Here is a 22,520-nt window from a genome sequence, read left to right as displayed (position 1 = left end):
CCGCCAGGCTGGGCCGGGAGGAGGCACGGTGGTCGGACGGGGTGGAATCCTGCTGTCGGCCAGCGCCGCGGGTGGCGGCGCCGTGGTCGGCGCGGGAGTGGGACTGTGGCGGCTCGCACTGGTGCAGGGCACAGCGGCGGATCGCAAGGTCAGACCGCTGACCACGCCCGCCCCGCCGGTGCGTGAGTTCTACGGCAATCCGACGGATGCGCCGTTCGTGCTGGCGATGGTCGGTGACTCCAGCGCCCAGGGCACAGGCGTGCACCACTACGACGACACCCTCGGCGGCTGGCTCGCGAGCAGCCTCGCGGCGACCGGTCGGCATGTGCGGGTCGTGAGCACCGCCGTCGACGGCGCGCGGGCCGAACATCTGGGCGCACAGATCGCCGGGATCGCCCGGGCCACGTCCGCACCGCCCGACCTGGTCGTGATCTCCATCGGCGTGAACGACATCCGGGCGCGCACGCCCGCCGCGACGGCCGCCCGCCAGCTGGGTGCGGCCGTCGCCGAGCTGCGCCGCGGCGGGTCCACGGTGCTCGTGGGCACCACACCGGATCTCAGTGTCATCGCGGCGGTGCGGGCCCCGCTGCGGCAAGTGGTGTGGCTGCTGAGCTGGCAGCTGGAACGCGCGCAGACTCCGGCGGTGCGCGCGGCGGGTGGCACCCCGGTGCGGATGCGCACGTCCATCTCGCAGGCGTTCGCCGCCGATCCGGCCCTGTTCGCCGCGGACGGCCTGCATGCCTCGTCCTACGGCAACGCCTGTATCGGTGCCGCGATGTTCGACACCTACCAGCGTGAACTGGCCGCCCGGGCCGAGCAGACCGCGGCCCAGGCCGATCCGGCGGTCCACGGTGGCCCGGCGGCCCAGCCCGACCTCGCTGACCTCGGTGGGCTGGGTGAGCTGGGTGGGCTGGCGGCCCACGGTGGGTTGGCCGCCTCGACGGAGCTGGCCGTCCACCAGGGGAGCGGGGGGGACGGGCAGGGTGACGGTGAGCGGACGCGGGGCGGGGCTGGTCAGGGGGCGAGGTCGGCGAGGCAGATCCGGATGAGGTGGCGGGGGAAGTCGCCGTAGTCGCCGACGCCGCGATGCTGGACCAGGCGGTTGTCCCAGAGGATGAGGGTGTCGGGTGACCATCGCACCCGCAGGTGGTTCTCCGGGCGCAGGCAGGCCGCGCGCAGCCGCTCGATCAGCGCGTCGCTGTCGGGCAGGGGCATCCCCAGGATCTGTGGATGATCCCAGGACGCCAGGTTGAGGTACAGGTAGAGCTCACCGGTGGCGGGATGGCGGCGCACCAGGCGGTGGGCGGCGACGGGTCGCTCGTCCTCGAAGGGGCGTTGCACGCCGCGACCGTGGGTGACGTACCGGCTGGTGATCAGTTCCCGCAGTTCCGGGGTCAGCGCCTCGTAGGCGGCGACGTTGCTCGCCCACAGGGTGTCCCCACCCGACGGCGGGACGTTCACCGCGCGCAGCATCGTGGCCACCGGCGGCGACGGCAGGGAGCTCGCGTCGAAATGCCAGTCGTCGCTGCCACCATGCACCTCGTGCACCCCGGGCCGGGCCGGATCGAGGTCGACGACGCTGGAGAACACCAGGATCGAACCGACCGACTGGGCGAACCTCACCTGATCGGCGGTGTCCATCGGCTGGTCGCGCCACACCAGGACCCGATGGCGAAACAGCAGTGTGTGGATCGCCGCCCGCAGCGGCGCGGTGATCGTTTCCCGCAGGCTGATGCCGGCGACCTGCGCGCCGAACGGTCCGGGCAGGGGTTGGACGTCAAGATCCGCGACAACCGGCGATGTGGACTGGCTCATGCGCACCCCAGACTGGCGACACCCCGACGGATGATGCGTGCCGACCGGACGTCTCGCGTGGACGTCGGCGAGGACCGCGCGGGCCGGACCGGGGCCGGCGCGGATCGTTTCGACGGGCGATGCCCGCGGCAACTGAGCCCGCAGTGAACCATGGCTGTCCGCCGGGACGCGTGCGAGATTCCGTTACATCGAGGTAAATCCTCAGATGGGGAGCGCGAGGACGATCACGTTGTCGCGGTAGCTGTGGGTCGTCCGGTTGAACGAGCCGCCGCAGGTGATCAGAGCGAGGCGGGGCGGTCCGTCGGTGCGGAACACCCCGGTGTCGGCCAGTGACGTCTTCGCCACGTGTCGGCGGGTGACGACCTGGTAGCGATGGGTCGTGCCATCGGCGCTGGTCACGGTCACCACACTGGACGTCGGGAGTTCCGCCAGGGAGAACAGCGCGCCGGGCCGTCCGTCGTAGTCGACATGCCCGGCCAGCACGACCGTTCCGGTGGCGCTGCCCGGGGCTGCGCCACCCGCCCACCAGCCGACGATCGCCGGATCACGCGGCACGTCGAGGGCACCGCCGCTGTCGACGAGACTTGTCACCACAGGTGCGGCGATGTGCTCGTCCGCGATGGCCACCGCCGTCGGTCGACGTTCCGCGTTCAGCGCGGCCTGGTCGGCGGCGGCGGCGGCCTGGCTGGGGCCGGGGGTGGGACTGCTGGTCTGGCCGGCCGCCGTGGCCCCCGGGGACACGGATGTCCCCGGGGACCCGGTAGCCGATGTGCCGGCGTCGAACGAGCCGACGTCCGCGGGTGGCCGGGAGGTCATCCAACCGGCCAGCCCCGTGACTCCCACGACACCTGAGAGCACCGCCATGGCGATCACCATGTGCCGTCCGACGCGTAGCAACCGGACCCGCATGCTCCGATGCGGACGCCGGTGCGCGCCCGCCTGGGACGTCTGCGGCTCCCGGTCGGACTCCGCGTGGCCGGTGTGGTTCTCGTCGTCGGACTCCACGGCGGTTTCCCCGCCCGTTCCCCGATGTCCGCCCTCGGGCCGTTCAGGCTGCTCGGACTGGCCGGGCTGCCTGGGGTGGCCTGGAGCGTCCGGCTGACCTGGATGTTCGGGCCGCTCGGGGTGCTCGGGCCGCTCGGGGTGTCCTGGGATGTCTGCTCGCTCCGCGCCTGGCATCATCCCCGGCGGCGGGCCAAGGACGTCCGACGACGCTGCAGACCGAGCAGCGCGCCCGCGGTTCCGAGGGAGATACCCAACGCGCTCAGCGGGATGATCGGGAACCGGTCACCGGCCACGAGCAAACCACTGTTACCGGCGTTCACCGCGGTCGGCACGCCCACGGCGGGCGCAGCGCCGAGCGAGGCCGGCTGCGGGCTTCCCGCACCCGGCGCAGCCGGCGCACCCGCGCCGGGAGCACCCGCGCCAGGAGCGCCGCCACCTGGGGCGCCGCCACCCGGAGTGCCACCACCGGGAGCGCCCCCACCGGGAACGCCGCCACCCGGAGTGCCACCACCGGGAGCGCCACCACCGGGAACGCCGCCACCCGGAGTGCCACCACCGGGAGTGCCACCACCGGGAGCGCCCCCACCGGGAACGCCGCCACCCGGAGTGCCACCACCGGGAGTGCCGCCACCGGGGACGCCGCCACCGGGAGTGCCGCCACCTGGGACGCCACCGCCCGGGGTGCCGCCGCCGGGAACGCCGCCACCCGGAGTGGGAGTGCTGGTGCCGGGAACGCCGCCACCGGGAACGCCGCCACCGGGCGTGCTACCGCCGGGAACGCCGCCACCCGGTGTGTTGGTACCACCGGGAACGCCGCCACCTGGGACGCCGCCACCGGTGGTGCCCCCGCCGGGAACGCCGCCGACACAGGTCGGGTTGTCCTTGGTGGGGATGTTGTCCTTGCACTCGGTGGGCGCCGGCGCGGGAACACCGCCGACGCAGGTCTCACCGTCCTTGATGGGAACACCGTCCTTGCACGGGACCGGCCCGGGTCCCGGAATGACGATGGGGCCGACGATCGGCCACGGGATGATGATCGGGCCGACGATCGGGCCGGTCCCCACGATCGGGGCCGGCGTCGGGCAGGGCTGGCCGTCCTTGTCAGGCTGGCCATCCTTGATGGGCTGGCCGTCCTTACAGGGCAGGGCCACCGAACCGTCGGCGATGGCGGCACTGGCACTGGGTGTGCTGGTGGCTTCGGGGGTGGTGCCGATCCGAGGCCGTCCCGCCTCGTCGACAGCCGAAGCGATAATGCCTCGGATCACATCCTGTTGTTCGGGGGTTATGGTCGCTGTGGCTGCTGCAGCAATGCCCGAGGATGTGGGCGCGACACCAACATCCTGTCCCGGTACGGACGCTGACGCCATGCCGGCCATGCCCAGTGACAGGGCCACCGTTGCCGTCGCCGCGCCGATCGTTCGGGCGCCCGCTTTCGGGAGAGAGCGCGTAGTCCGTTGCATTTTCGTAGGAGCTCCCGGCACGTTATCCAGATAGCTGGTCGTTCGCACCATACAGCGGGCCCCGGGAAGTCAAGATAGTCGCGACCGGGACCTCTTCCCATGATTGTTGCCCCGCACACATATGGCCGGTTGCCACGAGAGTGCCGGCGACATGGGCAACGATGTCACAAGCAGCCGGACAGTCCCGCAGCTCCGCGCCCTGCAAGCGGCCTGAACTGGCCCTTTCTGGCGAGCTGCGGCGGGTCGGGTGGGCCGATACGGCGCCGCGGGCGGACTCCCTCACCGCAGATTTCGACCACGCCACCCATGGTGGGGGGTCGGGCCCGGATATCAGTGCAGGTCAGGAGTCGTAGGGCCGGACCGACCTGGTCCATTCGGCTCGGAAAGACAGCCTGAGTTTCGATTAACCAATCGCCGGACGGTGCCGCATGTCCATTGCCGGTCCGCCGGACGTCGGCCACCGGGCGCCGCCAACGGCGGACAAGGCGCCGGTAAAACACCCCCGGAAAATGAGTAGCCTGTTCGCGCCGAATCCATGAGGACGGCGGCGCGCGCAGCCGACGGTGCGCCGTCGCACGCGCGACGTCGCCGGGACGTCCAGGCATTGCCCGCGCAGGGCCTGGACGCCGGAAATGGCACTCCCAGGTGGCCGCCCGGTTCGCCCGACGGCCATTCGGTCGCGAGGGGGGCTGGCACCTCCGGGCCTGGTGGGGTGCCCGCCGGCGTAACCACGTCAGAGAATCCCCGCCCGCAGCGCCACCAGCGGCGCGACCCGCGGCCCCGCGATCTATGCCGACCGGATGCCGAGGTCGCCGTCCGGCCAGCCGTTGCGCCCGGGCGGCCCGCCCGGTTTGGACGGCCCGCCCGGCTTGGCTCGCCCGCCCTGTTCGGACGGCCCCACCTGCTTGGACGGCCTCGACTGGCTGGATGTGCCCACGGCGGCTGGCCCGGCCGGTGTGGACGGCGCGGCCTGGACGGCGGGTTCGGACGTCGACCGGGATGTGCTCGCGCGGGTGGTCGGCGCCCGCGCGGCGCCGAGGGTCGATTCGGTCGCGCGTCCAGGCTCGGCGGTGTGGAACGTGCCATAGCCACCGTCGTGGTAGACGAGGGGCGCGACCGGGCGCTCGAGCTGACTGTCGAGGACCTCGGCGATCACCAGCCAGTGGTCACCGGCGGAGATCCGCTCCCGGATGCGGCAACGCAGCCAGACGGCGGCGTCCGACAGCAGCGGTTCGCCGGTCTCAAGGCGTCGCCACCGGGTGGGCGGGGCGAAACGGTCGGCGCCGGGCTCGGCGAAGCGCATCGCGAGTTCTCGCGTGTCATGGCCGAGCAGGTGCACCACGAGTGTCCGCGCGGCCAGCAGCGCCGGGACCAGCGACGAGGTGGTCGCCAGCGCCAACGACACCAGCGGCGGACGATGCGAGAGCGAGGTCACCGACGTCGCGGTGAACCCGACCGGTTCGTCGCGCCGGGTGAAGGTCACCACCGCCACGCCTGCCGCGTGCCGGCGAAACGCCTGCCGCAGCCCCTCGCTCGACGCCGCCGTCCGATCCGGGCGAGCGGCCAGCACCGAAGCCGAAGCCGAAGCCGGGGCCGAAGCCGGGTCCTGAGTCGAAGTCCGAGCCAGGGCCGGGGCTGTGACCTGGGCCGGGGCCGCTGCCGGGGCCTGGCCCGACGGGGGCGCCGATGCCGATGCCCGGGGTATGGGCGGCGGGACGGACCTGTGCTTCGCCATGGCACCACCCTCCTGCACCGACGGGCCTGTGTACACCAAGCCGTCACCGTCGCGATCTGGATCGCGGCTCGCCGGGGCATATACCCCGCTTGGGCGGCGCACACGTCGGAGGATGGGTGCATTGCGGTGACATCTCTGAAATGAGGGGGGCAGGGCGAGTCATGCCGACACCGATCGACCGTGGCGCGAGCCAGGAGCGCAGCCTTGCCGGCCGCTACCGACTCGGGCGCATCCTCGGCCGCGGTGGCGGCGGGATCGTCCGTGAGGGCGAGGACATGCTGCTGCGCCGACAGGTGGCGATCAAGGAGCTGCGTCGCCCGCCGGCCGCCTCGGAGGCCGAGGGAGAGGTGTTCGCCCAGCGGGTGCTGCGCGAGGCCCGCGCCGCCGCCCGGCTGCGCCATCCGGGCCTGGTCACCGTCTACGACGTTCTGCACGCCGACGATCGCACCTGGATCGTGATGGAGTACGTCGACGGGGCGTCGCTGTCGGACCTGATCCGTGAGCGTGGCCGGCTGCCGGCGCTGGAGGTCGCGCGGATCGGGATCAGCCTCGCCTACGCGCTGGAGGCCGCGCACCGCTCCGGGGTGGTCCACCGCGATGTGAAACCCGGCAACGTCCTGGTCACCTCGGACGGCCACGCCCGCCTCACCGACTTCGGCATCGCCGTCACCGAAGGTGATCCGACTCTGACCGCGACCGGGATGCTCGTCGGTTCACCCGCCTACATCGCCCCCGAGCGGGCCCGCGGCGCCCGGGTCGGTATCGCCGCCGACGTCTGGGGTCTGGGGGCCACGCTGTTCACCGCCGCGGAGGGCGTCCCGCCGTTCGACGGTGAGGGTCCGCTCGGCGTTCTCGCCGCCGTCGTCGCCGACCGGCGCCGTCCCTTCCGCCACAGCGGCCCGTTGCGGGGTGTCGTCACCGAGCTGCTCTCCGCGAACCCCGCGCACCGCCCGTCCCTGGCCGAGGCCCGCGGCCGGCTGCGCGAGGTCGCCGAACGTCTCGCCGACGTCCAGACCAGCCGCACCCTGCTCGACATCCTCCCGCCCGACCGGATCGGCCCCCCACCCGAACCCGACACCCCCCCGCCGGACGAGGCCAGCTCCCCACCCCTGGCCACGCCCAGCCTCCCTTCGCCGGACGAGGCCGCCCCCGCCGCACCGGCCGAGCCCAGCTCCGTCTCCTCGCCCAGGCCCGGCACCCCACAGGTGGACGAGGACGCCTCGACCCCGCCCGATCCGACCAGCGCCTCGCTGGAGTTGGTCCCCGTCCAGGCGGACAGCGCGCCGCCACCGCCACCAACGTCAACGCCGCCACCAACGTCAACGCCGCCACTGACACCGGCGCCGACCAGCCAGCTCACGGCCAACGTCGACTCGCCCGCCGCCGACGCCGCACCCGTGGTGCCCACGGCGCGGCCCGAGCCCACCGTGGCAGCCGCGGTCCCGGCTGGTACCGCCGTCCCAGCTGGCGCCGGGGTCCCCTCCGAGCAGGCGCCGGATGCTGGCCCGGTCGGGGGAGGGCGGGCGCGGCACCGGGGGTGGTGGGTGCTGGCGGGTGTGTCCCTCGCGGTGCTCGTCGTCGCGGGCATCCTGTTGGGGTTGCTGTTCACCGGGGGTGACGATCCGACCCGGGGGCAGCTCGCCGCGCCGGGCCGTTCCGGCACTGCGATCGGGGCGGCCGGGGCGCCGACGCCGACGGGCAGCGCCAGCGCACCCGCCTCCCACACCGGACCCGCCGCACCCGCCGGGTCCGGCGCGACCTCCCCGGGACGCGGCGGCGACGCGACGCCCGCCGCGGGTGCCTCGCCGTCCGCTGGGCGAACCGGCGCGAACGCCACCGACGACCCGGGCGGCGACGATGACGATGACGATGGCGGTGGCGGTGGCTCCGCCAGCCTCGATGATCTGGGCCTTCTCGTTCCGAGCTCCACCAGGCCCGCGACCGTCCCGGCCGGCTACACCGCGCATCGGGACGGTCTCGGCTGGTCGGTCGCGCTGCCCTCGGGCTGGCGGACCTCGGGTGGCGGTGTGAGGTTCACCGCTACCGCCCCATCGGGCTATCCGGACCTGCTCGTCGAGACCCAGAGCAGGGCCGGATCCTCGTCCATCGGTGCCTGGCGTGACCTCGAACCCGCCGTGCGCACGACGACTTCCGGCTACCGGCGCCTGGCGATCGACCCGGCTGACGGCGGCACCGGCGCCACGTCCGCTGCCTGGGAGTTCACCTTCACCTCGGGTGGACGCACGATCCACGTCCTCGATCTCGGTGTGGTCCGTAACGGGCATGGCTACGCGCTGCGGTGGCGGGTGCCCGAAGATCAGTGGGCGGCAAGCGCCGCCCAGTTCCGCACCATCGTCGCATCGTTTCGACCAGGGCCCTGACCGCGACCGACCGGCCGACGCAGGGCACGGGAGCGGCCGCGGGACGCGGGGTCGGACCGGTGATCACGGCGCGTGCGGCGAGCGGCGGCCAGAATGCGGAGAGCTCGCGGCATATCGTGATACCCAGACGGACCAGACGTGAAGCGGAGTGTCGGTGACTGAGTCAACGATCGTCTATACCCTGACCGATGAGGCGCCGGCCCTGGCGACGTACTCCTTCCTGCCGGTGGTGCAGGCGTACGCGGCGGCGGCGGGTGTCCCGGTCGACAGCCGAGACATCTCGTTGGCCGGGCGGATCATCGCGAGCTTCCCCGAGCACCTCGAGCCCGCGCAGCGCATCGACGACGCGCTCGCCGAGCTCGGTGAACTGGCGAAGACGCCAGGGGCGAACATCATCAAACTGCCGAACATCTCGGCGTCGATCCCCCAGCTGCGGGCCGCTGTCGCGGAGCTGCAGGCCAAGGGCTACGCCCTGCCGGACTACCCGGATGACCCGAGCACCGACGCCGAGCGTGAGATCCGGGCCCGCTACGACCGGATCAAGGGCAGCGCCGTCAACCCGGTGCTGCGCGAGGGCAACTCCGACCGGCGCGCCCCCGCCTCGGTCAAGGCCTACGCCCGTGCGCATCCGCACCGGATGGGCGCGTGGAGCTCCGAGTCGAAGACGAACGTCGCCACCATGGGCGCCGACGACTTCCGTTCCACCGAGAAGTCGGCCATCATCGCCGCGGACGACACGCTGCGCATCGAGCACGTCGCCGCCGACGGCACCACCACCGTGCTGCTGCCGGCCCTGAAGGTGCTCGCCGGCGAGGTCGTGGACGCCTCCGTGCTGCGGGTCGCCGCGCTGCGGGAGTTCCTCACCGCGCAGATCGCCCGGGCCAAGGCCGAGGGTGTGCTGTTCTCCGTGCACCTCAAGGCCACCATGATGAAGGTCTCCGACCCGATCATCTTCGGCCATGTGGTCCGCGCGTTCTTCCCGAAGACGTTCGCCACCTACGGCGCCACCCTCGCCGCCGCCGGCCTGACCCCCAACGAGGGCCTCGGCGGCATCTTCAAGGGCCTCGAGGGCCTCGAGGGCGGTGCCGCGATCCGTGCGTCCTTCGACGCCGAACTCGCCGAGGGCCCGGCCCTGGCCATGGTCGACTCCGACCGCGGCATCACCAACCTGCACGTGCCCAGCGACGTCATCGTGGACGCGTCCATGCCCGCGATGATCCGCACCTCCGGCCACATGTGGGGCCCGGACGGCGCGGAGGGCGACACCCTCGCGGTGCTGCCCGACTCCAGCTACTCCGGCATCTACCAGGCCGCCATCGACGACTGCCGCGCCCACGGCGCCTACGACCCGGCCACCATGGGCTCGGTGCCCAACGTCGGCCTCATGGCGCAGAAGGCCGAGGAGTACGGCAGCCACGACAAGACCTTCGAGCTCGCCACGCCCGGCAGCGTCCGGGTGGTCAACACCGCCGGCGAGACCGTCCTCGAGCAGGCGGTGGCCGCCGGCGACATCTTCCGCGCCTGCCAGACCAAGGACGCGCCGATCCGCGACTGGGTGAAGCTCGCCGTCACCCGCGCCCGCGCCACCGGCGACCCGGCCATCTTCTGGCTGGACGAGACCCGCGGCCACGACGCCAAGCTCATCGAGAAGATCCGCGCCTATCTGCCCGAGTACGACACCACCGGCCTCACCATCGAGATCAAGGCCCCGGTGGACGCGATCGCCTTCTCCCTCGAGCGCATCCGCCGCGGCGAGAACACCATCTCGGTCACCGGCAACGTGCTGCGCGACTACCTGACCGACCTGTTCCCGATCCTCGAGCTCGGCACCAGCGCCAAGATGCTCTCGGTGGTCCCGCTGATGAACGGCGGCGGCCTGTTCGAGACCGGCGCCGGCGGCTCGGCCCCCAAGCACGTCCAGCAGCTGGTCAAGGAGAACTACCTGCGCTGGGACAGCCTCGGTGAGTTCCTGGCACTCGCGGTCAGCTTCGAGCAGTTCGCCACCGTCACCGGCAACAGCCGCGCCAAGGTCCTCGCCGACACCCTCGACCGGGCCACCGCCACCTTCCTCAACGAGGACAAGTCCCCGGCCCGGCGCGTCGGTGGTATCGACAACCGCGGCAGCCACTTCTTCCTGAGCCTGTACTGGGCGCAGGAACTCGCCGCCCAGACCGACGACGCCACCCTCGCCGCCACGTTCGCCGCACTGGCGAAGACCCTGGCCGAGTCGGAGGAGGCCATCACCGCGGAACTGCTCGCCGTCCAGGGCAGGCCCGCGGATGTCGGCGGCTATTACCAGCCCGACCCGGTGAAGGCCACCGAGGTGATGCGCCCGTCGGTCACCTTCAACGAGGCCCTCACCCTCATCACCACCTGAGCCGTTTCACCCGCTCCACCCGTTTCACCCGCTCCACCGTTTCACCGTTTCGTTTCCGCCACGACGCCCCATCCGTGCCGCACGGGTGGGGCGTCGGCCTTGGTCCACCGCGTCGGTGTATCGCCGCGCTGGTCGTTGGCATGGTCCGAGGCCATCCGGGTATCTTTGCCGGCATGGGTCTGGCAGCGTACATTCCCTTGGTTCTCGAAGATGGCGGTGCTCCCGAACTGATGTGCCGACATCATCCGCCTCCAGACGGTTGGGGCGTTCGCCGTTGCGGCGCTGGTTGTTCTCTCGTCGGGCCTCGCCGAAGACCACGGTTGGACCTGCGGGCCCGCAGAGTGGGGCAAGGTGTCGGCCCGCATACGGAAAAAGGGTAGAAGAAGGCTAAACCAGGATTGCGGAAATATGGGCGTGCGGCGGAATCGGGTGTGTGGCGCTCGCGGTCTGGTGCCGAGCGCATGGGCATGATGGGGTCGGCACCACGGGTGGCGTACCGGTTCGTCGGAAGTGGTTCTTCCGCGACCGCGGCGCCCGATTGTCCGAACCGGTCGTATCAGGGCCGGTTACCTCATGACCAGAAACGGGGTTGACCGTGGGAAAAATCGCTGATGGTGTCTACCGGATCAGAATCGACGGCCGGGAGAACCTGACTCTGAGCTCGCCCGACCGGAAGAACATCTTCCTGCTGCCCGGCGAGGGTCCCGGTCAGGACTGGGAGATCAGGCAGAGCGGCGGCGGTCACAACGGCGACAGCACCTACACGATTCGCCAGGCCACCGCGCCGCTGTTCGTCGGCTTCGACGGCGAGCCGGACGTGTTCGAGCGGGTCCGTCCCCTTCCCGAGGCCCGTGAGTGGCGGATCAGCGACGGCCCACGGCCGAACACCGTCACCATCGGTGTCGTGGAGAACGAGCTCACCCTCGGCCTGCACCCGGCTCTGATCTTCCCGCCGATGGTGGCCCTGTCGCCGGTGTTCGGCGAGGACCGCGGCTGGGCGCTCGAGCCCGCGGGCTGATCTGTCCTCGACTTGGCTGTCACCGACCGCTGGGGGCGGATCCACAGCGCCCAGCGGTCGGCCGGCGCCCGGCGCCCGGCTGGCAATCCGATTTTCGTGGCGTCTCAGGGTGCGGTGGGGTCCTGTCCCGCGGAGGGCTGGCGGGCCCGGGCGCGGCGTATCGCCTCGTCCACCAGCCGCTGGGCCAGCTGGGCGACCTTGAGATGCTGGGACCGGCTCATCGTCCGTAGCCGCTCGAACGCCTCCTCGGGGCCGCTGCCCGTGCGGCTCATGATGACCCCCAGCGCCTGGTCGATCACGGCCCGGCTGGTCAGCGCCTCCTGCAGTTGGACGGCCAGCCGCTGTGACTGGGCCAGGACCTGGGCGTTGTGCGCCGAGACCGCCGCCGGCCGGGCGAACAGCTCGCCGACCCGCACCGCGTCCGGCCCGAAGGCGTTCTTGGCATGGGCGTAGACGGTCATGGCGCCCACCACCCGATCGGGTAGCAGCAACGGCAGCGACAGCACGCTGTGCACCCCCATCCGCCCCACCCGCGGGCCGAAACGCGGCCAGCGTGCCTCGCCACCGAGCGACCCGGACACCTGGGTGCACCCCGACCCGACCGCCAGCAGACCCGGCCCCTCGCCCAGCCGGTCCTGCACGTCGTCCACCGCCCGCACGAACTCGGCGTTGGCCACCACCGTCCGGGGCTGGTCGTCCGTCCGCATCGCAAGGCCCGCGCCCTGCGCCCCTGGAATCGCCTGCACCGCGAACTCCGCGATGTGGAGCAATGTCTCGCGTAGGGACCGGTGCCCGATCAGCAGCCCCGACAGTCCCGCCAGGCTCGCCGCCAGATCGTCGTCCGTCACCGCAGCCCCTCACCGGCCAGTGCCGAACCACGGGCCTTGACCCAGACCGTAGACCAGAGGGCGGACGGCGACGGTGTCCGATCACGCCCGCTCCTCACGGTTCGAGTGGCGGTGTGGGCGTAGGGTGAGGATGCTGAGTACCAGCCGACCCGGAGCGGGGATCGCCGCATCCATGCCGCACCCCGTGAGCATCACCGCTCACCGCCGGGTGTCCCGGTGATCTCCTCGCGGGAGCCACCCATGCCCTCCAAAGACGTGCTCGCCGAATCCCCACCGACGCCCGCCGCGGCGCCGGCCCAACCGGCAGCGAAGCTTGGCAGCTACTACGGCACCTACCAGGGCAAAGCCGCTTATGCCCGGGAGACCAGCGCCGGCAGCTGGCAGGTCAAGGTGCACGATCCGACGAACCGGCTCGCCGGCCACGACGGCTGGCTGATGCTCGGCACCGGCTGGCCGACGCTACCCGACGCCTGCGCCGCCACCGGCGTGCACTGAGCGTTCAGCGCTGATGCCTTCCCCGCCCTTCACGACGGGATGGCATCGGCGCCGACCCGACACCAGCGGACCGGGCTTCAGCCGGGCTCGGTCAGCAGCATGACCAGCAGCGTGCGGAGTTCCCGTAGCCGCGCCTCGCCGAGCGATGCCCGCCACTGTTCCTCCACGGCCAGCGCGGTGGCTCGCATCGTGCGCAGCGCCGACCGGCCCCGGGGGGTAAGGCGGATCAGCTTGGCCCGGCCGTCACCGGGGTCGGTGACCCGCTCCACGTAGTCGGCCTTCTCCAGGGCCGCCACGGTCTGGGCCACGGCCTGCCTGGACACGCCGAGTTCCTCGGCGAGATCGGAGGCGTGCCGACCGCCGGCGAGCAGCGGCACCAGCAGCGGCGCGTGACCTGGACGCAGGTCAGTGTGACCGGCCGCCGCGAACCGGGTGGCCAGCCCGGTGGCCTGGGAACGGGCAAGCATCTGGACGAGCGCGGGTGTCGTCCGTGCGTCGACCGGCCAGGAGGGATCCACCACAGCACCATCTTGCCTTTGCAATTTGACAAGTTACTTGTCTAATCTGTCGGGGTGTATCGATCTCTTGGCCGCGCCCCCCGCGCGATGGTGGTGCTCACGGTCGTGATCTGGTCGCTTGTCACCGCCTGCGCGGGCAGCGGAACCGATAGCACCGCGGCCGGCCCCGTACGAGCGGCCACCGGCCGCTCGGTCCCGCCCGCGGCGCCGGACACGGCGGCGAGCGCGGTGCCAGTGGGCCGTTCGACGCGGACGATCGACAGTGGCGGCGTGCGGCGGACAGTCCACCTGTACCGGCCTGCCGGCCTGACCACAGCGGTGCCACTCGTCGTGATGCTGCACGGCGGTTACGGCGGCGGAACACAGGCCGAGACGGCCTACGGCTGGGACGCGCAGGCCGATCGCGGCCGCTTCGTCGCCGCCTTCCCCGACGGAACAGACGCCTCCTGGAACGCCGGTGGCGGCTGCTGCGGCCCCGCGGCCAGAAACGGCGTTGACGACGTCGCCTTCCTCGAGCGGATGGTCGCCGCGCTGCGCCGTGACCTGGACGTCGACCCGAACCGGATCTACCTGTCAGGTCTGTCCAACGGCGGCGCGATGGCCTACCGGATGGCCTGCGAGACCGACCTGTTCGCCGCCGTCGGGGTGGACGCGACGACCATGCTGGTCGACTGCGCCACCGCCACGCCGACGTCAGTCCTGCACATCCACGGCACCGCCGACCAGACCATCCCCTACCTGGGCGGACCGGGCCGGCCCTACAGCGCGAAGAGCCCGCCCATCGACGGACCGCCGGTGCCGTCGGTCAACGCCACCTGGCGAGGAACCGATCGCTGTTCCCCGCCCACCACGACGACCACCGGCACCGTCACCACCGCCACGGCGACCTGCCCGGCGGGCCGGGCCGTGAAACTGATCACGATCGCCGGCGCCGGCCACGGCTGGCCCGGCGCGACTCCGAATCCCCTGGCGGAAAGGCTCCTCCATACCGACCGACCCTCCACCGCCCTGGACGCCACCGACGTGATCTGGCGGTTCTTCGCCGCTCACCGGAAATGAGCCGATGATCCCGCCGGGATCGACCTGGAAAGCAGCGAGATGGAGCGCCGTTGTGTGGAGCGCGACGGCCGGCCCCTCGTCGAGTCCAGGGGGTCTGCGACGACGGTTCGGGCGTGCGCGCGACGCCGCTCACCGAAGCCTTCTGTCGGCCATGAGGGTCGTGGGTGAGGAGACCGCCGGGCCGGCCGGTGGCGTCAGCCGGCCCGGCGGTGGGCCAGGCGGCTGCCCGGTCGGTGCCGCTTCGCGGTGTACATGGCGAGGTCGGCGGCATTGAGCAGGGTGTCGGCGTCGTGGAGATCCTGGTCGGACAGCGCCATACCGATGCTGCCGGTCGACACGATCGACTGCTCGAAGAGTCGGCACGGCGTGGCGATAGCGGCCAGAACGCGGTCGGCGACTGTCTCGAGATCGGCGATGCTGTGGATGCCCTCGCACACCACGGCGAACTCGTCACCGGCGAGGCGGCCGACCATGTCGCCGGGCCGCACCGCCGCGTGCAGCCGCGCGGCGGTCGCCCGCAGCAGCCGATCGCCCGCCTCGTGGCCCAGGGTGTCGTTGACCTTCTTGAACCCGTCGAGGTCGATGAACAGCACGCCGATCCGCCGGTCGGCCCGGCGGGGCTGGCACAGTGCCCGCTCGAGGTGATCCAGCAGCGCGGTCCGGTTCGGCAGCCCGGTGAGCCCGTCGTGGAGCGATTGGTGGCGGATCTCGTCTTCCATCTGCAAGCGCAGCGCCGCGGAACCGAGCACGGCGGCCACGGATCGCACGAACCGCTGGTCCTGGTCGGTGAAGAGGTCCGCGCCAGGGTGCCGGTGGATCTCGATCTTCGCCAGCGGGCTGCCGGGGCGTCCGATCGGCACCGTCAGACAGACGTCGGGCCGGTGCGTGCCAGTCCGCCCCGACGCCGGCTCCCGGCGCCGATCCGCCCGGGCCAGCAGGGCACCGCGGTCGTCCTGGGCGGCCAGGTCGTGGATCTCCACAAGGTCGGCCCGCAGGTGGTCGGCGACGGCCAGCACCGCCTGGTTCCACAGCGCCGCCGGCTCCCGGGCCTCCAACGCCGACTGACCGAGGTCCGCCACGGTCGCCTGCTCGGCCGACCGCAGACGCAGGTCGGCCAGGGCCTGCTGCCACTCGGTGATGTCGGTGGCCACCGCGGCGACGGAGCCCACCTGACCGTTGGGATCCGGGATGGGCACGAGATGCAGGTCGAGGCAACGGCCGAACGTCTCGATCATCTGATCGACCCGCTCCCCGGCCAGCGCCCGTCGCACGGCTGAGGTGACCTGGGGCTGGTCGGCGAAGATCCGCAGGATGGACAGCTCCCGGGCCTCCCGCAGGCCGGCCGCGGTCTGCGGGGTCGCGGACCCCGCGCTCACCAGGACATGGCCGTCCCGGTCCAGCAGGAACATCGACACCGGGGTGTTCTCCACGACCAGCCGCAGCTGGTCCTGCGCCGCGATCTCCTCGGACACATTCTGCAGATGGGTCAGGAAGTACGGCTCGCCGTCGGCGTCCGTCCTGAGCACGGAGGTGGCCACGGCATGCACGGTCGCGCCGCTGCGGTGTCGCAGCCGAATCAGCCGCCGAGTCCTGCCCTGCCCCTGGGTGAGGTACATCCGGACCTGGGCGTCCATGCGTTCGTGGTCGGCCTGGAAGCAGCCGTCCCCCCAGACCCGGCCGATGATCTCCTCCGGTGAGCAGCCCGACAGGGCGCAGGCCGCCGCGTTGGCCCGCCGAACACGATGATCCAGTGCCCCCGTCTCCACGATGGCGATATCGAGGACCTCGAATGTGTCCATTTCCTCCGTTTGTGTCACGACCTCTCACCCGCCTGGACCGCGACCGGCCGGAGAACGTCCTACCCGATCGCCACATTGGTAATCAGATGACTACCTGAGGTGTAACGGCTGGTGATGTGTCCGTATTCCGGCTACAGCCTGGCAGGGTCGGGATCGCGGAAAGCGACGCGGATTGAATACCGCTGGTGCTCAGGCGGGTGGGATCTGGTCTTTGTGAAGGTCTTTCGTGAAGACGACGCGGGGTGTGTCGGGGCCGTCGTGGTCGGAATGGATCGGTGTCCCGTTTTTCGTGCTGTCGCCAGGGACGAGGGTGAATCCGTGACTGGTGTGGAAGGCGACGGAACGGGTGTTCTCGGGGCTGGTGATCGCGTGTATCCAGCGCCGCTGGTGGGCTGCGGCGTGCGCGAAGAAACAGCGGTAGAGGTGGGTGCCGAGGCCGCCGCGACGGGCGGTGGGCGCGACTCCGACGAAGTGGATGTAGGCGCTGGCCGGGTCCGTCTGCGACAGGAAACCGATCAGGAACGCGAGCAGCTCCCCGTCGTCCGACTCGACGAGGCGGCTGCTCGGGGTGAAGTGCTGGAAGAGGTAGCGGGGCAGGAGCAGCCGGCGTTCCTGTGCGCCAGCCGGCCCCTTCAGGCCTTCCCACCAGTGGTCCAGTACCGCGAGCACCCGCGGGTGGTCGCCCTCCCGCGGCTCACGGGTGTGCATCCCGGGCGGAATGTCACATGTCATGTGTCAGTACTATGCCCGGCGCGCAAGGACGGCACCTGGATATCGGCGTGGCGGGTGCGCCGATATCCAGCAGCCGCAGATCATGCGTGGGCGAGATCGGCGGCCATCGGCGCGGCGTCGGATGGCGCGTCGGTGGCACCTGCGGCCTCGGTGGGCACGGGCCCGGTCCGCGCGGGCGCGCCACCGTCGGACGGGTCGACGGGCTGCCAGGTGCCGTCGGTCTGGGCCCAGCCGTGGGCCGTGTCGAAGGCGGCCTTCTGGTCGGCGGACAGGCGCGCACCGCGGGACGGGACGGGGGCGTCGTACTCGCCGGCGTGATCGCGCAGCCAGGCGCGGACCTCGTTGGTGGAGGCGACCTGATGTGGCCGCCGGGCCTGCTCCCCAGCGGCCACCGCCGGCTTCCGTTTACGCGGGGCGGACGCTGCGGCGACGGTCGAGGCCGCCTCGGGGGCGTTCGCCGCGTCGTTCTCCTCGATCGCGGCCCAGGCGGTGTCGATGCGGGCGCCGCGGGCGAGTGGGGTCGCCTCGCCGAACTCGGCGTACTCACCGAGCACGGACGACAGTTCGTCGCGGCACTCGGCGCACAGGTCGAGCCGTACGAGCTGACCGTCGAACGCGAAGGCCGCGTTCGAGGTGGCCGCGGCCCGCTCATGCGGATGACGCCCGCTGTTGTCGCACCACACGTTGACGATGGAGATGACCTCTCGCGCCACTGTCGCACCCCCTGTACAGGTTGCTGTGAGTTCTCATGATCCAAAACCCTCATGATCCGGCGCGGCTGAGCCTAGCGAGCGGGTCCGACATTCTCGGCGCCGGTGGCAGTGATCAGCCAGTCGGCGCCGACACGGCGATGATCGGCGGCGGTGCGGCATTGACTCACGTCCCGTCGAGCGGGGCGGCGGGCGGCCACCGCATGGGAGCATCGGGGCATGCCTGCGCCCGCGCTCGTCCTGTGGGACATCGACCGAACCCTGCTCAACGCCGGTGGGATCAGCCGGGAGCTGTACGTCCGGGCGTTCGAGCGGGTCGTCGGGCGTCCGCTGGACATCGAGGTGGACCTGACCGGCCGAACCGAACGGGCGAGCGTCACCGAGACGCTGCGACGCTCCGGTATCAGTGACGTCACGCCGTTGCTGGCCACGTTCTACGCCGAGATGGCGCTGGCCGCGGCTGCCCTGCGCGCGGAGATGCGCCGGCGCGGGCGAGCCCTGCCCGCGGCCCGGGAAACCCTCGCGGACCTGGCCGCCGACGGGGTGGTGCAGACGGTGGTGACCGGTAACGTCCGTCCCGTCGCCGAGATCAAACTGGCCGTGTTCGGCTTCACCCAGCATCTCGATCTTGATCTGGGTGGCTACGGGGATGTCAGCGCCGACCGGGCCGATCTGGTGCGCCGTGCCATCGGACGGGCCGAGGCCGCCCACGCGACAACCTTCGACCCGGCCCGGGTGATCGTGGTGGGCGACACCGTCCACGACGTGCGCGGCGCCCTCGACGTGGGTGTGCGCGCGGTCGGCGTCGCCTCCGGCACGACCAGCCTGGCGGAGCTCACGGCGGCCGGTGCCAGTGCCGTGCTCCCCGGGCTGACCGACCTCGCCGCCGTACGTGCTGCCCTGTTCGGCCCCCAGGCTCCGGCTGCTGGTGCCCCGGTCCCGGTCCCGGTCCGCCCGGGCGGTTAGTGCGCTGTCGGCGAATGTTCGTGGACGGCGCGCTGGGCACCCCGGTACCAGCCGCTGCCGGCCGACTGCTTCGGACTGCTGCTGACTGCTGACTGCTGACGGGTAGGGCGTCCCGGTGGGGGTCGTGGTCGTCCGTCGGTGCGACGGTGGTGCCCTGACGCCGAGACCACATGTAAACCCGGGTGCTGGCCGCTGGTCGGTTCTCCGGCGCCCTGGGCGGGTTGCGATACTTGGCGGTCGCAGGGTCGATCGGCGGGAGAGACGTGTGGGCAGCCAGAGCCGGGAACGACGTAAGGCCAAGGAAAAGGCGCGCGCGAACCGGGCCCGCAACGCTGGGACCAAACCGGGTCCGTCTGGGCAGCCGGGTCCGTTCGGGCAGCCGGGTCCGTTCGGGCAGGCAGGGCCCTTCGGGCCGCCGGTGCCGCCGCGGGAGTCGCTGGCCGAACTCACCGAGAAGATCATCTCCGATGCGCTGACGGCGCTGCTCGCCGAGGACGACGAGTCGTTCATGGCGTTCCTGAGCGCCCTGGCGGACCCGCCGAACGGGCCCAGCGGGCGTCGGACCGTCAACAAGGCGCTGGTCGGCTGGTTCGACCGCGCCCTGGAGGGCCTCTGGCGGCGCGGCTGGCAGCCGGTGGACCTGCACCGGATCGTCGGCCGCCAGAGCGACCAGCGCCACGTCCGGCTGGTGCTCGACGCGATCGCCGGCCAGCTGCGCCGTTACGCCCCGGCGACCGTCGACGAGCGGTGGCCGGCCCAGCTGAGCAGCCTCGGCGCCCACGTCTGGTGGGAACACGACGACCAGTGGCTGGACGCCTGGGGCGAGCGGGAGGGACGCGTGCGGGTCATGGTCCTCAGCGACGCCATCGAACTGCTCCGGGCGCTGCACCTGCTGCCCGAGGTGGAGATGCTCGGCCCACCACCGGGCACCGCACGGCGGGAGACCTCGTCGCGCGGCAGCGGCCCCGGTAGCGGCCCCGGGCCGGCGGGCAACGCCGCGGCGAGTACCGGTGAAGGCGCCGACACGCGCATCCTGGACAAGGTCCGCGCGCTGTTGGCGAAGGCCGAGTCGACCGAGTTCACCGACGAGGCCGAGGCGCTGACCGCCAAGGCCCAGCAGCTCATGGCCCGCCACAGCATCGACGAGGCGCTGCTCGCCGCCGGCCAGGGCTCACGGGAGCAGCCGTCCGGGCGCCGGGTCGGCATCGACAACCCCTACGAGATGGCCAAGGCCACCCTGCTGGACGTGGTCGCCGACGCGAACCGCTGCCGCACGGTGTGGTCGAAGCACCTCGGCCACTCCACGGTGATCGGGTTCGAACCCGATCTGGACGCCGTCGAACTGCTCTACACGTCGCTGCTGCTGCAGGCGACCACGGCGATGACCAGGGCCGGCTCCCGCCAGGACCGCATCGGACGATCCCGCACCCGCTCGTTTCGCCAGTCGTTCCTCGCGTCGTTCGCGATGCGCATCGGCGAGCGTCTACGGGCCGCGTCCGAGCAGGTCCGCGACGAGGCCGTGGCCGAGGCCGGTAACAGCCGACTGCTGCCGGTGCTCGCCGCCCGCACCGACTCCGTCCAGGCGGCGACCACGGCGATGTTCCCCAGGATCACCTCCCGTTCCATCCGGGCCAGTGACGGGGAGGGCTGGGCGTCGGGCCGCGCCGCCGCCGACCTCGCCTCCCTGCACACCCGCGAGGAGGTCGTCGCCGACCGTTCCAGGTGACCAGCCAGGGGCCAGGGGACCCAGCGCCGGTTCAGGGGGTCCAGAGCGGTTCAGGGGGCCCAGAGGGTGTCGACGGGTAGGACGTGCAGGCGGTCCTCGTAGGTGTAGGAACGCGCGCCGAGGTAGAGCGCGACACCGGCGAGGAAGGCGTCGCCGACGGTGTCGCGGAGTCTGCGCAGAGGGGCGAGATCGTCACCGGGTACCCGGCCGGCGGCCTTGATCTCGAACGCGACGATCGCCCCGTCGTCCCGTTCGATCACCAGGTCGACCTCGTCCCCGCCGCGGGTGCGCCAGTGGCCGGCTCCGCCGAACCAGTCCGCCCAGGATGCCTGTTTGAGTAGTTCCGTGACGACGAACGTCTCGAGCAGATGGCCGAACTCGGTCAGCGCGGTCGGGCTGCGGGCCGCCAGTTTCTGCGGGGTGAGCCGCAGCAACCGGGCCGCGACCCCGGAGTCCAGGACGTGGAGTTTCGGCGAGGAAGCGGATCGCGCGGTGAGCGTGGTGCCCCAGGCGGATAGCCGGTAGAGCAGGAACACCGCTTCGAGCAGGCGCACATAGCTGTGCGCGGTCGACTCGTCGAGTCGGACGTCGGACGCCGCTCGGGTGATGTTGAGGATCTGCGCGGTCTGGCCGGCCAGCCGTGCGAGCAGGCCCGGCAGCGCGGCGGCCTGACGGAGCCGGCGTAGGCCCGCCACGTCGCGTTCGAGGCTGAGACTGACGTAGTCGTCGAACCAGCGGTTACGCGAGGCGAGGGAGGCGCGCACAAGCACCGAGGGGAACCCGCCCATGGTGACGGTGTCGATGTACTGCTCGCGGGTCGTCACCGATGGCCGGGCCGCTGCCGCGGCCACGGTGGCGCCCGGGTCGGTGAACAGGTCGTCGAGCAGATGCTCGCGGACCCCGCGCAGCTCACCCTGCGACAGTGGGTAGACCGGTAGCCGGTGCAGGCGGCCGGTGAGCGCCTGCGCGGCCCGGGGCAGGGCGTCGTGGCGGGCCGAGCCGGTCAGGACGAACCGGCCGGGCCGGCCGTCCCGGTTGAGCTCGGCCTTGATGGCGTCGAGGATGATCGGAACGTGCTGGTACTCGTCGATACAGATCGGTCGGGTGCCCGAGACGAACAGCGCGGGGTCCCTGGCCGCCGCGTCGCGCACGGCCACATCGTCGAGGTCGACCAGCTCCGCGCCGATGTCGTCGGCGAGGCTGCGCAGCAGGGTCGACTTCCCCACCGAGCGGGGCCCCTGTAGGAGCACCACCGGCTCGTCGGTCATCCGGCTCGCGACAATCGGCCCCAGCCGTCGCGGCACCAGCCCGTGCAGCCGTGCATCCATGGCCGCCAGGCTACTCGAACCACGGATCTGGACGGCCCCGAGTCACAGATCTGGAGGGGTGCAAGCTACGGGTGTGGACGGGTGCGAGCCACAGATGTGGACGGGCCTGGAGCACGGATCTGGCGGGTGGCGCCGGTGGTTCGGCGCGGGTCAGAAGTCGCTGCCGCCGTCGACGTTGATGTTCGCGCCGGTCATCGGATTTGCGCCGTGGATACCTTGGCCTTCAGGCCGGGGAGGAAACGGCGCCCCACGCTGGAACGCATGAGCGAATCCTTTCGGTAGCATAGAAGCATGTCCCGTTACCGTCTCTCTCCGACGTCCGGGCAGGGCGTCGGACTCGAAGAGCACTGCGGGCATGCGCGGTATGTGTGGAACCTGGCAGTCGAGCAGCAGTCGTGGTGGAACCGCTATCGGGGAAAGCCGCCGACGCATCTGGAACGCTGCCGGCAGTTGACCGACGCGCGAGCGGGTTTCGACTGGTTGAAAGCCGGGTCGCAGACCATCCAGCAGCAGGCGTTGCGGGATTTCGACCAGGCTGTGCGGAACTT

Annotated in this window: 19 protein-coding genes; 9 read left to right on the top strand and 10 right to left on the bottom strand. The window is 71.7% G+C overall.

All coding sequences use genetic code 11. The annotated features are described in order from the left end of the window. Window positions 1–28: 28 nt before the first annotated feature. Window positions 29–1,072 carry an SGNH/GDSL hydrolase family protein gene (locus tag MXD61_RS09055; RefSeq protein WP_248812392.1) on the top strand — a complete coding sequence of 348 codons (1,044 nt, stop codon included), beginning with the start codon at window positions 29–31 and terminating at the stop codon, window positions 1,070–1,072. Here the strand turns inward: MXD61_RS09055 and MXD61_RS09050 are convergent. The 4 genes from MXD61_RS09050 to MXD61_RS09035 all read right to left on the bottom strand — a co-directional run bounded on the left by MXD61_RS09050 (window position 1,015) and on the right by MXD61_RS09035 (window position 5,850). Next, on the bottom strand, window positions 1,015–1,815 hold the full coding sequence (locus MXD61_RS09050) for a TauD/TfdA family dioxygenase (protein ID WP_248812391.1): 801 nt from the start codon (window positions 1,813–1,815) through the stop codon (window positions 1,015–1,017). The two genes, MXD61_RS09055 and MXD61_RS09050, sit on opposite strands and share 58 nt — an antisense overlap. A 201-nt stretch (window positions 1,816–2,016) precedes the next feature. Further along, window positions 2,017–2,820: a class F sortase gene (locus MXD61_RS09045; RefSeq protein WP_248812390.1), complete on the bottom strand. Its 804-nt coding sequence runs from the start codon at window positions 2,818–2,820 to the stop codon at window positions 2,017–2,019. Between the two features lie 173 nt (window positions 2,821–2,993). After that, window positions 2,994–4,085, bottom strand: a complete 1,092-nt coding sequence (locus MXD61_RS27965) for a hypothetical protein (protein WP_308222707.1) — start codon at window positions 4,083–4,085, stop codon at window positions 2,994–2,996. Window positions 4,086–5,067: 982 nt separating this feature from the next. Beyond that, a complete protein-coding gene (locus tag MXD61_RS09035) occupies window positions 5,068–5,850 on the bottom strand; it encodes a flavin reductase family protein (RefSeq protein ID WP_248812389.1) in 783 nt (260 codons plus the stop codon). A gap of 326 nt (window positions 5,851–6,176) precedes the next feature. Here MXD61_RS09035 and MXD61_RS09030 point away from each other — a divergent pair, with 326 nt between their 5' ends. The 3 genes from MXD61_RS09030 to MXD61_RS09020 all read left to right on the top strand — a co-directional run bounded on the left by MXD61_RS09030 (window position 6,177) and on the right by MXD61_RS09020 (window position 11,791). After that, window positions 6,177–8,396 (top strand): serine/threonine-protein kinase, encoded by a 2,220-nt coding sequence (locus MXD61_RS09030; protein WP_248812388.1) that lies wholly within the window; start codon window positions 6,177–6,179, stop codon window positions 8,394–8,396. A gap of 154 nt (window positions 8,397–8,550) precedes the next feature. Continuing rightward, entirely contained in the window at window positions 8,551–10,773 is a 2,223-nt protein-coding gene (locus MXD61_RS09025; protein ID WP_248812387.1) for an NADP-dependent isocitrate dehydrogenase, read from the top strand. 595 nt (window positions 10,774–11,368) lie between these two features. Next, a complete protein-coding gene (locus MXD61_RS09020) occupies window positions 11,369–11,791 on the top strand; it encodes a hypothetical protein (RefSeq protein WP_163549750.1) in 423 nt (140 codons plus the stop codon). Between the two features lie 104 nt (window positions 11,792–11,895). Here MXD61_RS09020 and MXD61_RS09015 read toward each other — a convergent pair whose 3' ends face one another. Next, window positions 11,896–12,639 carry a GAF and ANTAR domain-containing protein gene (locus tag MXD61_RS09015; RefSeq protein ID WP_248812386.1) on the bottom strand — a complete coding sequence of 248 codons (744 nt, stop codon included), beginning with the start codon at window positions 12,637–12,639 and terminating at the stop codon, window positions 11,896–11,898. Between the two features lie 240 nt (window positions 12,640–12,879). Here MXD61_RS09015 and MXD61_RS09010 point away from each other — a divergent pair, with 240 nt between their 5' ends. Next, a complete protein-coding gene (locus MXD61_RS09010; protein ID WP_248812385.1) occupies window positions 12,880–13,134 on the top strand; it encodes a hypothetical protein in 255 nt (84 codons plus the stop codon). Window positions 13,135–13,211: 77 nt separating this feature from the next. Here the strand turns inward: MXD61_RS09010 and MXD61_RS09005 are convergent, their stop codons facing one another. Beyond that, window positions 13,212–13,601 carry a MarR family transcriptional regulator gene (locus MXD61_RS09005; protein ID WP_251079657.1) on the bottom strand — a complete coding sequence of 130 codons (390 nt, stop codon included), beginning with the start codon at window positions 13,599–13,601 and terminating at the stop codon, window positions 13,212–13,214. A 105-nt stretch (window positions 13,602–13,706) separates the two neighbouring features. On the opposite strand from MXD61_RS09005, the gene MXD61_RS09000 reads away from it, so the two are divergent. Further along, window positions 13,707–14,711, top strand: a complete 1,005-nt coding sequence (locus MXD61_RS09000) for a PHB depolymerase family esterase (RefSeq protein ID WP_248812383.1) — start codon at window positions 13,707–13,709, stop codon at window positions 14,709–14,711. Between the two features lie 194 nt (window positions 14,712–14,905). Here MXD61_RS09000 and MXD61_RS08995 read toward each other — a convergent pair whose 3' ends face one another. The 3 genes from MXD61_RS08995 to MXD61_RS08985 form a co-directional block, all read right to left on the bottom strand. Continuing rightward, the gene (locus MXD61_RS08995; protein WP_248812382.1) at window positions 14,906–16,510 is read right to left on the bottom strand and encodes a bifunctional diguanylate cyclase/phosphodiesterase; all 1,605 of its coding nucleotides are present in this window, start codon (window positions 16,508–16,510) and stop codon (window positions 14,906–14,908) included. 189 nt (window positions 16,511–16,699) lie between these two features. Continuing rightward, window positions 16,700–17,242, bottom strand: coding sequence for a GNAT family N-acetyltransferase (locus tag MXD61_RS08990; RefSeq protein ID WP_248812381.1), 543 nt, complete (start codon window positions 17,240–17,242; stop codon window positions 16,700–16,702). 80 nt (window positions 17,243–17,322) lie between these two features. Then, window positions 17,323–17,955, bottom strand: a complete 633-nt coding sequence (locus MXD61_RS08985) for a hypothetical protein (RefSeq protein WP_248812380.1) — start codon at window positions 17,953–17,955, stop codon at window positions 17,323–17,325. Window positions 17,956–18,171: 216 nt separating this feature from the next. Here MXD61_RS08985 and MXD61_RS08980 point away from each other — a divergent pair, with 216 nt between their 5' ends. Further along, window positions 18,172–18,918 (top strand): HAD family hydrolase, encoded by a 747-nt coding sequence (locus MXD61_RS08980; RefSeq protein ID WP_248812379.1) that lies wholly within the window; start codon window positions 18,172–18,174, stop codon window positions 18,916–18,918. Window positions 18,919–19,183: 265 nt separating this feature from the next. Then, entirely contained in the window at window positions 19,184–20,644 is a 1,461-nt protein-coding gene (locus tag MXD61_RS28425) for a DUF2786 domain-containing protein (RefSeq protein ID WP_248812378.1), read from the top strand. Between the two features lie 50 nt (window positions 20,645–20,694). Here the strand turns inward: MXD61_RS28425 and MXD61_RS08970 are convergent, their stop codons facing one another. Then, window positions 20,695–21,972: an ATP-binding protein gene (locus tag MXD61_RS08970; protein WP_248812377.1), complete on the bottom strand. Its 1,278-nt coding sequence runs from the start codon at window positions 21,970–21,972 to the stop codon at window positions 20,695–20,697. 291 nt (window positions 21,973–22,263) lie between these two features. On the opposite strand from MXD61_RS08970, the gene MXD61_RS08965 reads away from it, so the two are divergent. Further along, window positions 22,264–22,520, top strand: a 257-nt coding sequence (locus MXD61_RS08965) for a helix-turn-helix domain-containing protein (RefSeq protein ID WP_248812376.1), incomplete at its 3' end; no start/stop codon positions are given.

It is taken from the genome of Frankia sp. AgPm24 (assembly GCF_023243055.1).
Classification (GTDB): Bacteria; Actinomycetota; Actinomycetes; order Frankiales; family Frankiaceae; genus Frankia; species Frankia umida.
This window is presented reverse-complemented; position numbering and strand designations above follow the sequence as displayed.

What these genes read in the sequence shown, in the direction of transcription:
- MXD61_RS09050 (WP_248812391.1), bottom strand. Translation starts at nt 1,815, where the DNA reads ATGAGCCAGTCCACATCGCCGGTTGTCGCGGATCTTGACGTCCAACCC.
- MXD61_RS09030 (WP_248812388.1), top strand. Translation starts at nt 6,177, where the DNA reads ATGCCGACACCGATCGACCGTGGCGCGAGCCAGGAGCGCAGCCTTGCC.
- MXD61_RS09010 (WP_248812385.1), top strand. Translation starts at nt 12,880, where the DNA reads ATGCCCTCCAAAGACGTGCTCGCCGAATCCCCACCGACGCCCGCCGCG.
- MXD61_RS09005 (WP_251079657.1), bottom strand. Translation starts at nt 13,601, where the DNA reads ATGCTTGCCCGTTCCCAGGCCACCGGGCTGGCCACCCGGTTCGCGGCG.
- MXD61_RS08995 (WP_248812382.1), bottom strand. Translation starts at nt 16,510, where the DNA reads ATGGACACATTCGAGGTCCTCGATATCGCCATCGTGGAGACGGGGGCA.
- MXD61_RS08990 (WP_248812381.1), bottom strand. Translation starts at nt 17,242, where the DNA reads ATGACATGTGACATTCCGCCCGGGATGCACACCCGTGAGCCGCGGGAG.
- MXD61_RS08980 (WP_248812379.1), top strand. Translation starts at nt 18,172, where the DNA reads ATGCCTGCGCCCGCGCTCGTCCTGTGGGACATCGACCGAACCCTGCTC.
- MXD61_RS08970 (WP_248812377.1), bottom strand. Translation starts at nt 21,972, where the DNA reads ATGGATGCACGGCTGCACGGGCTGGTGCCGCGACGGCTGGGGCCGATT.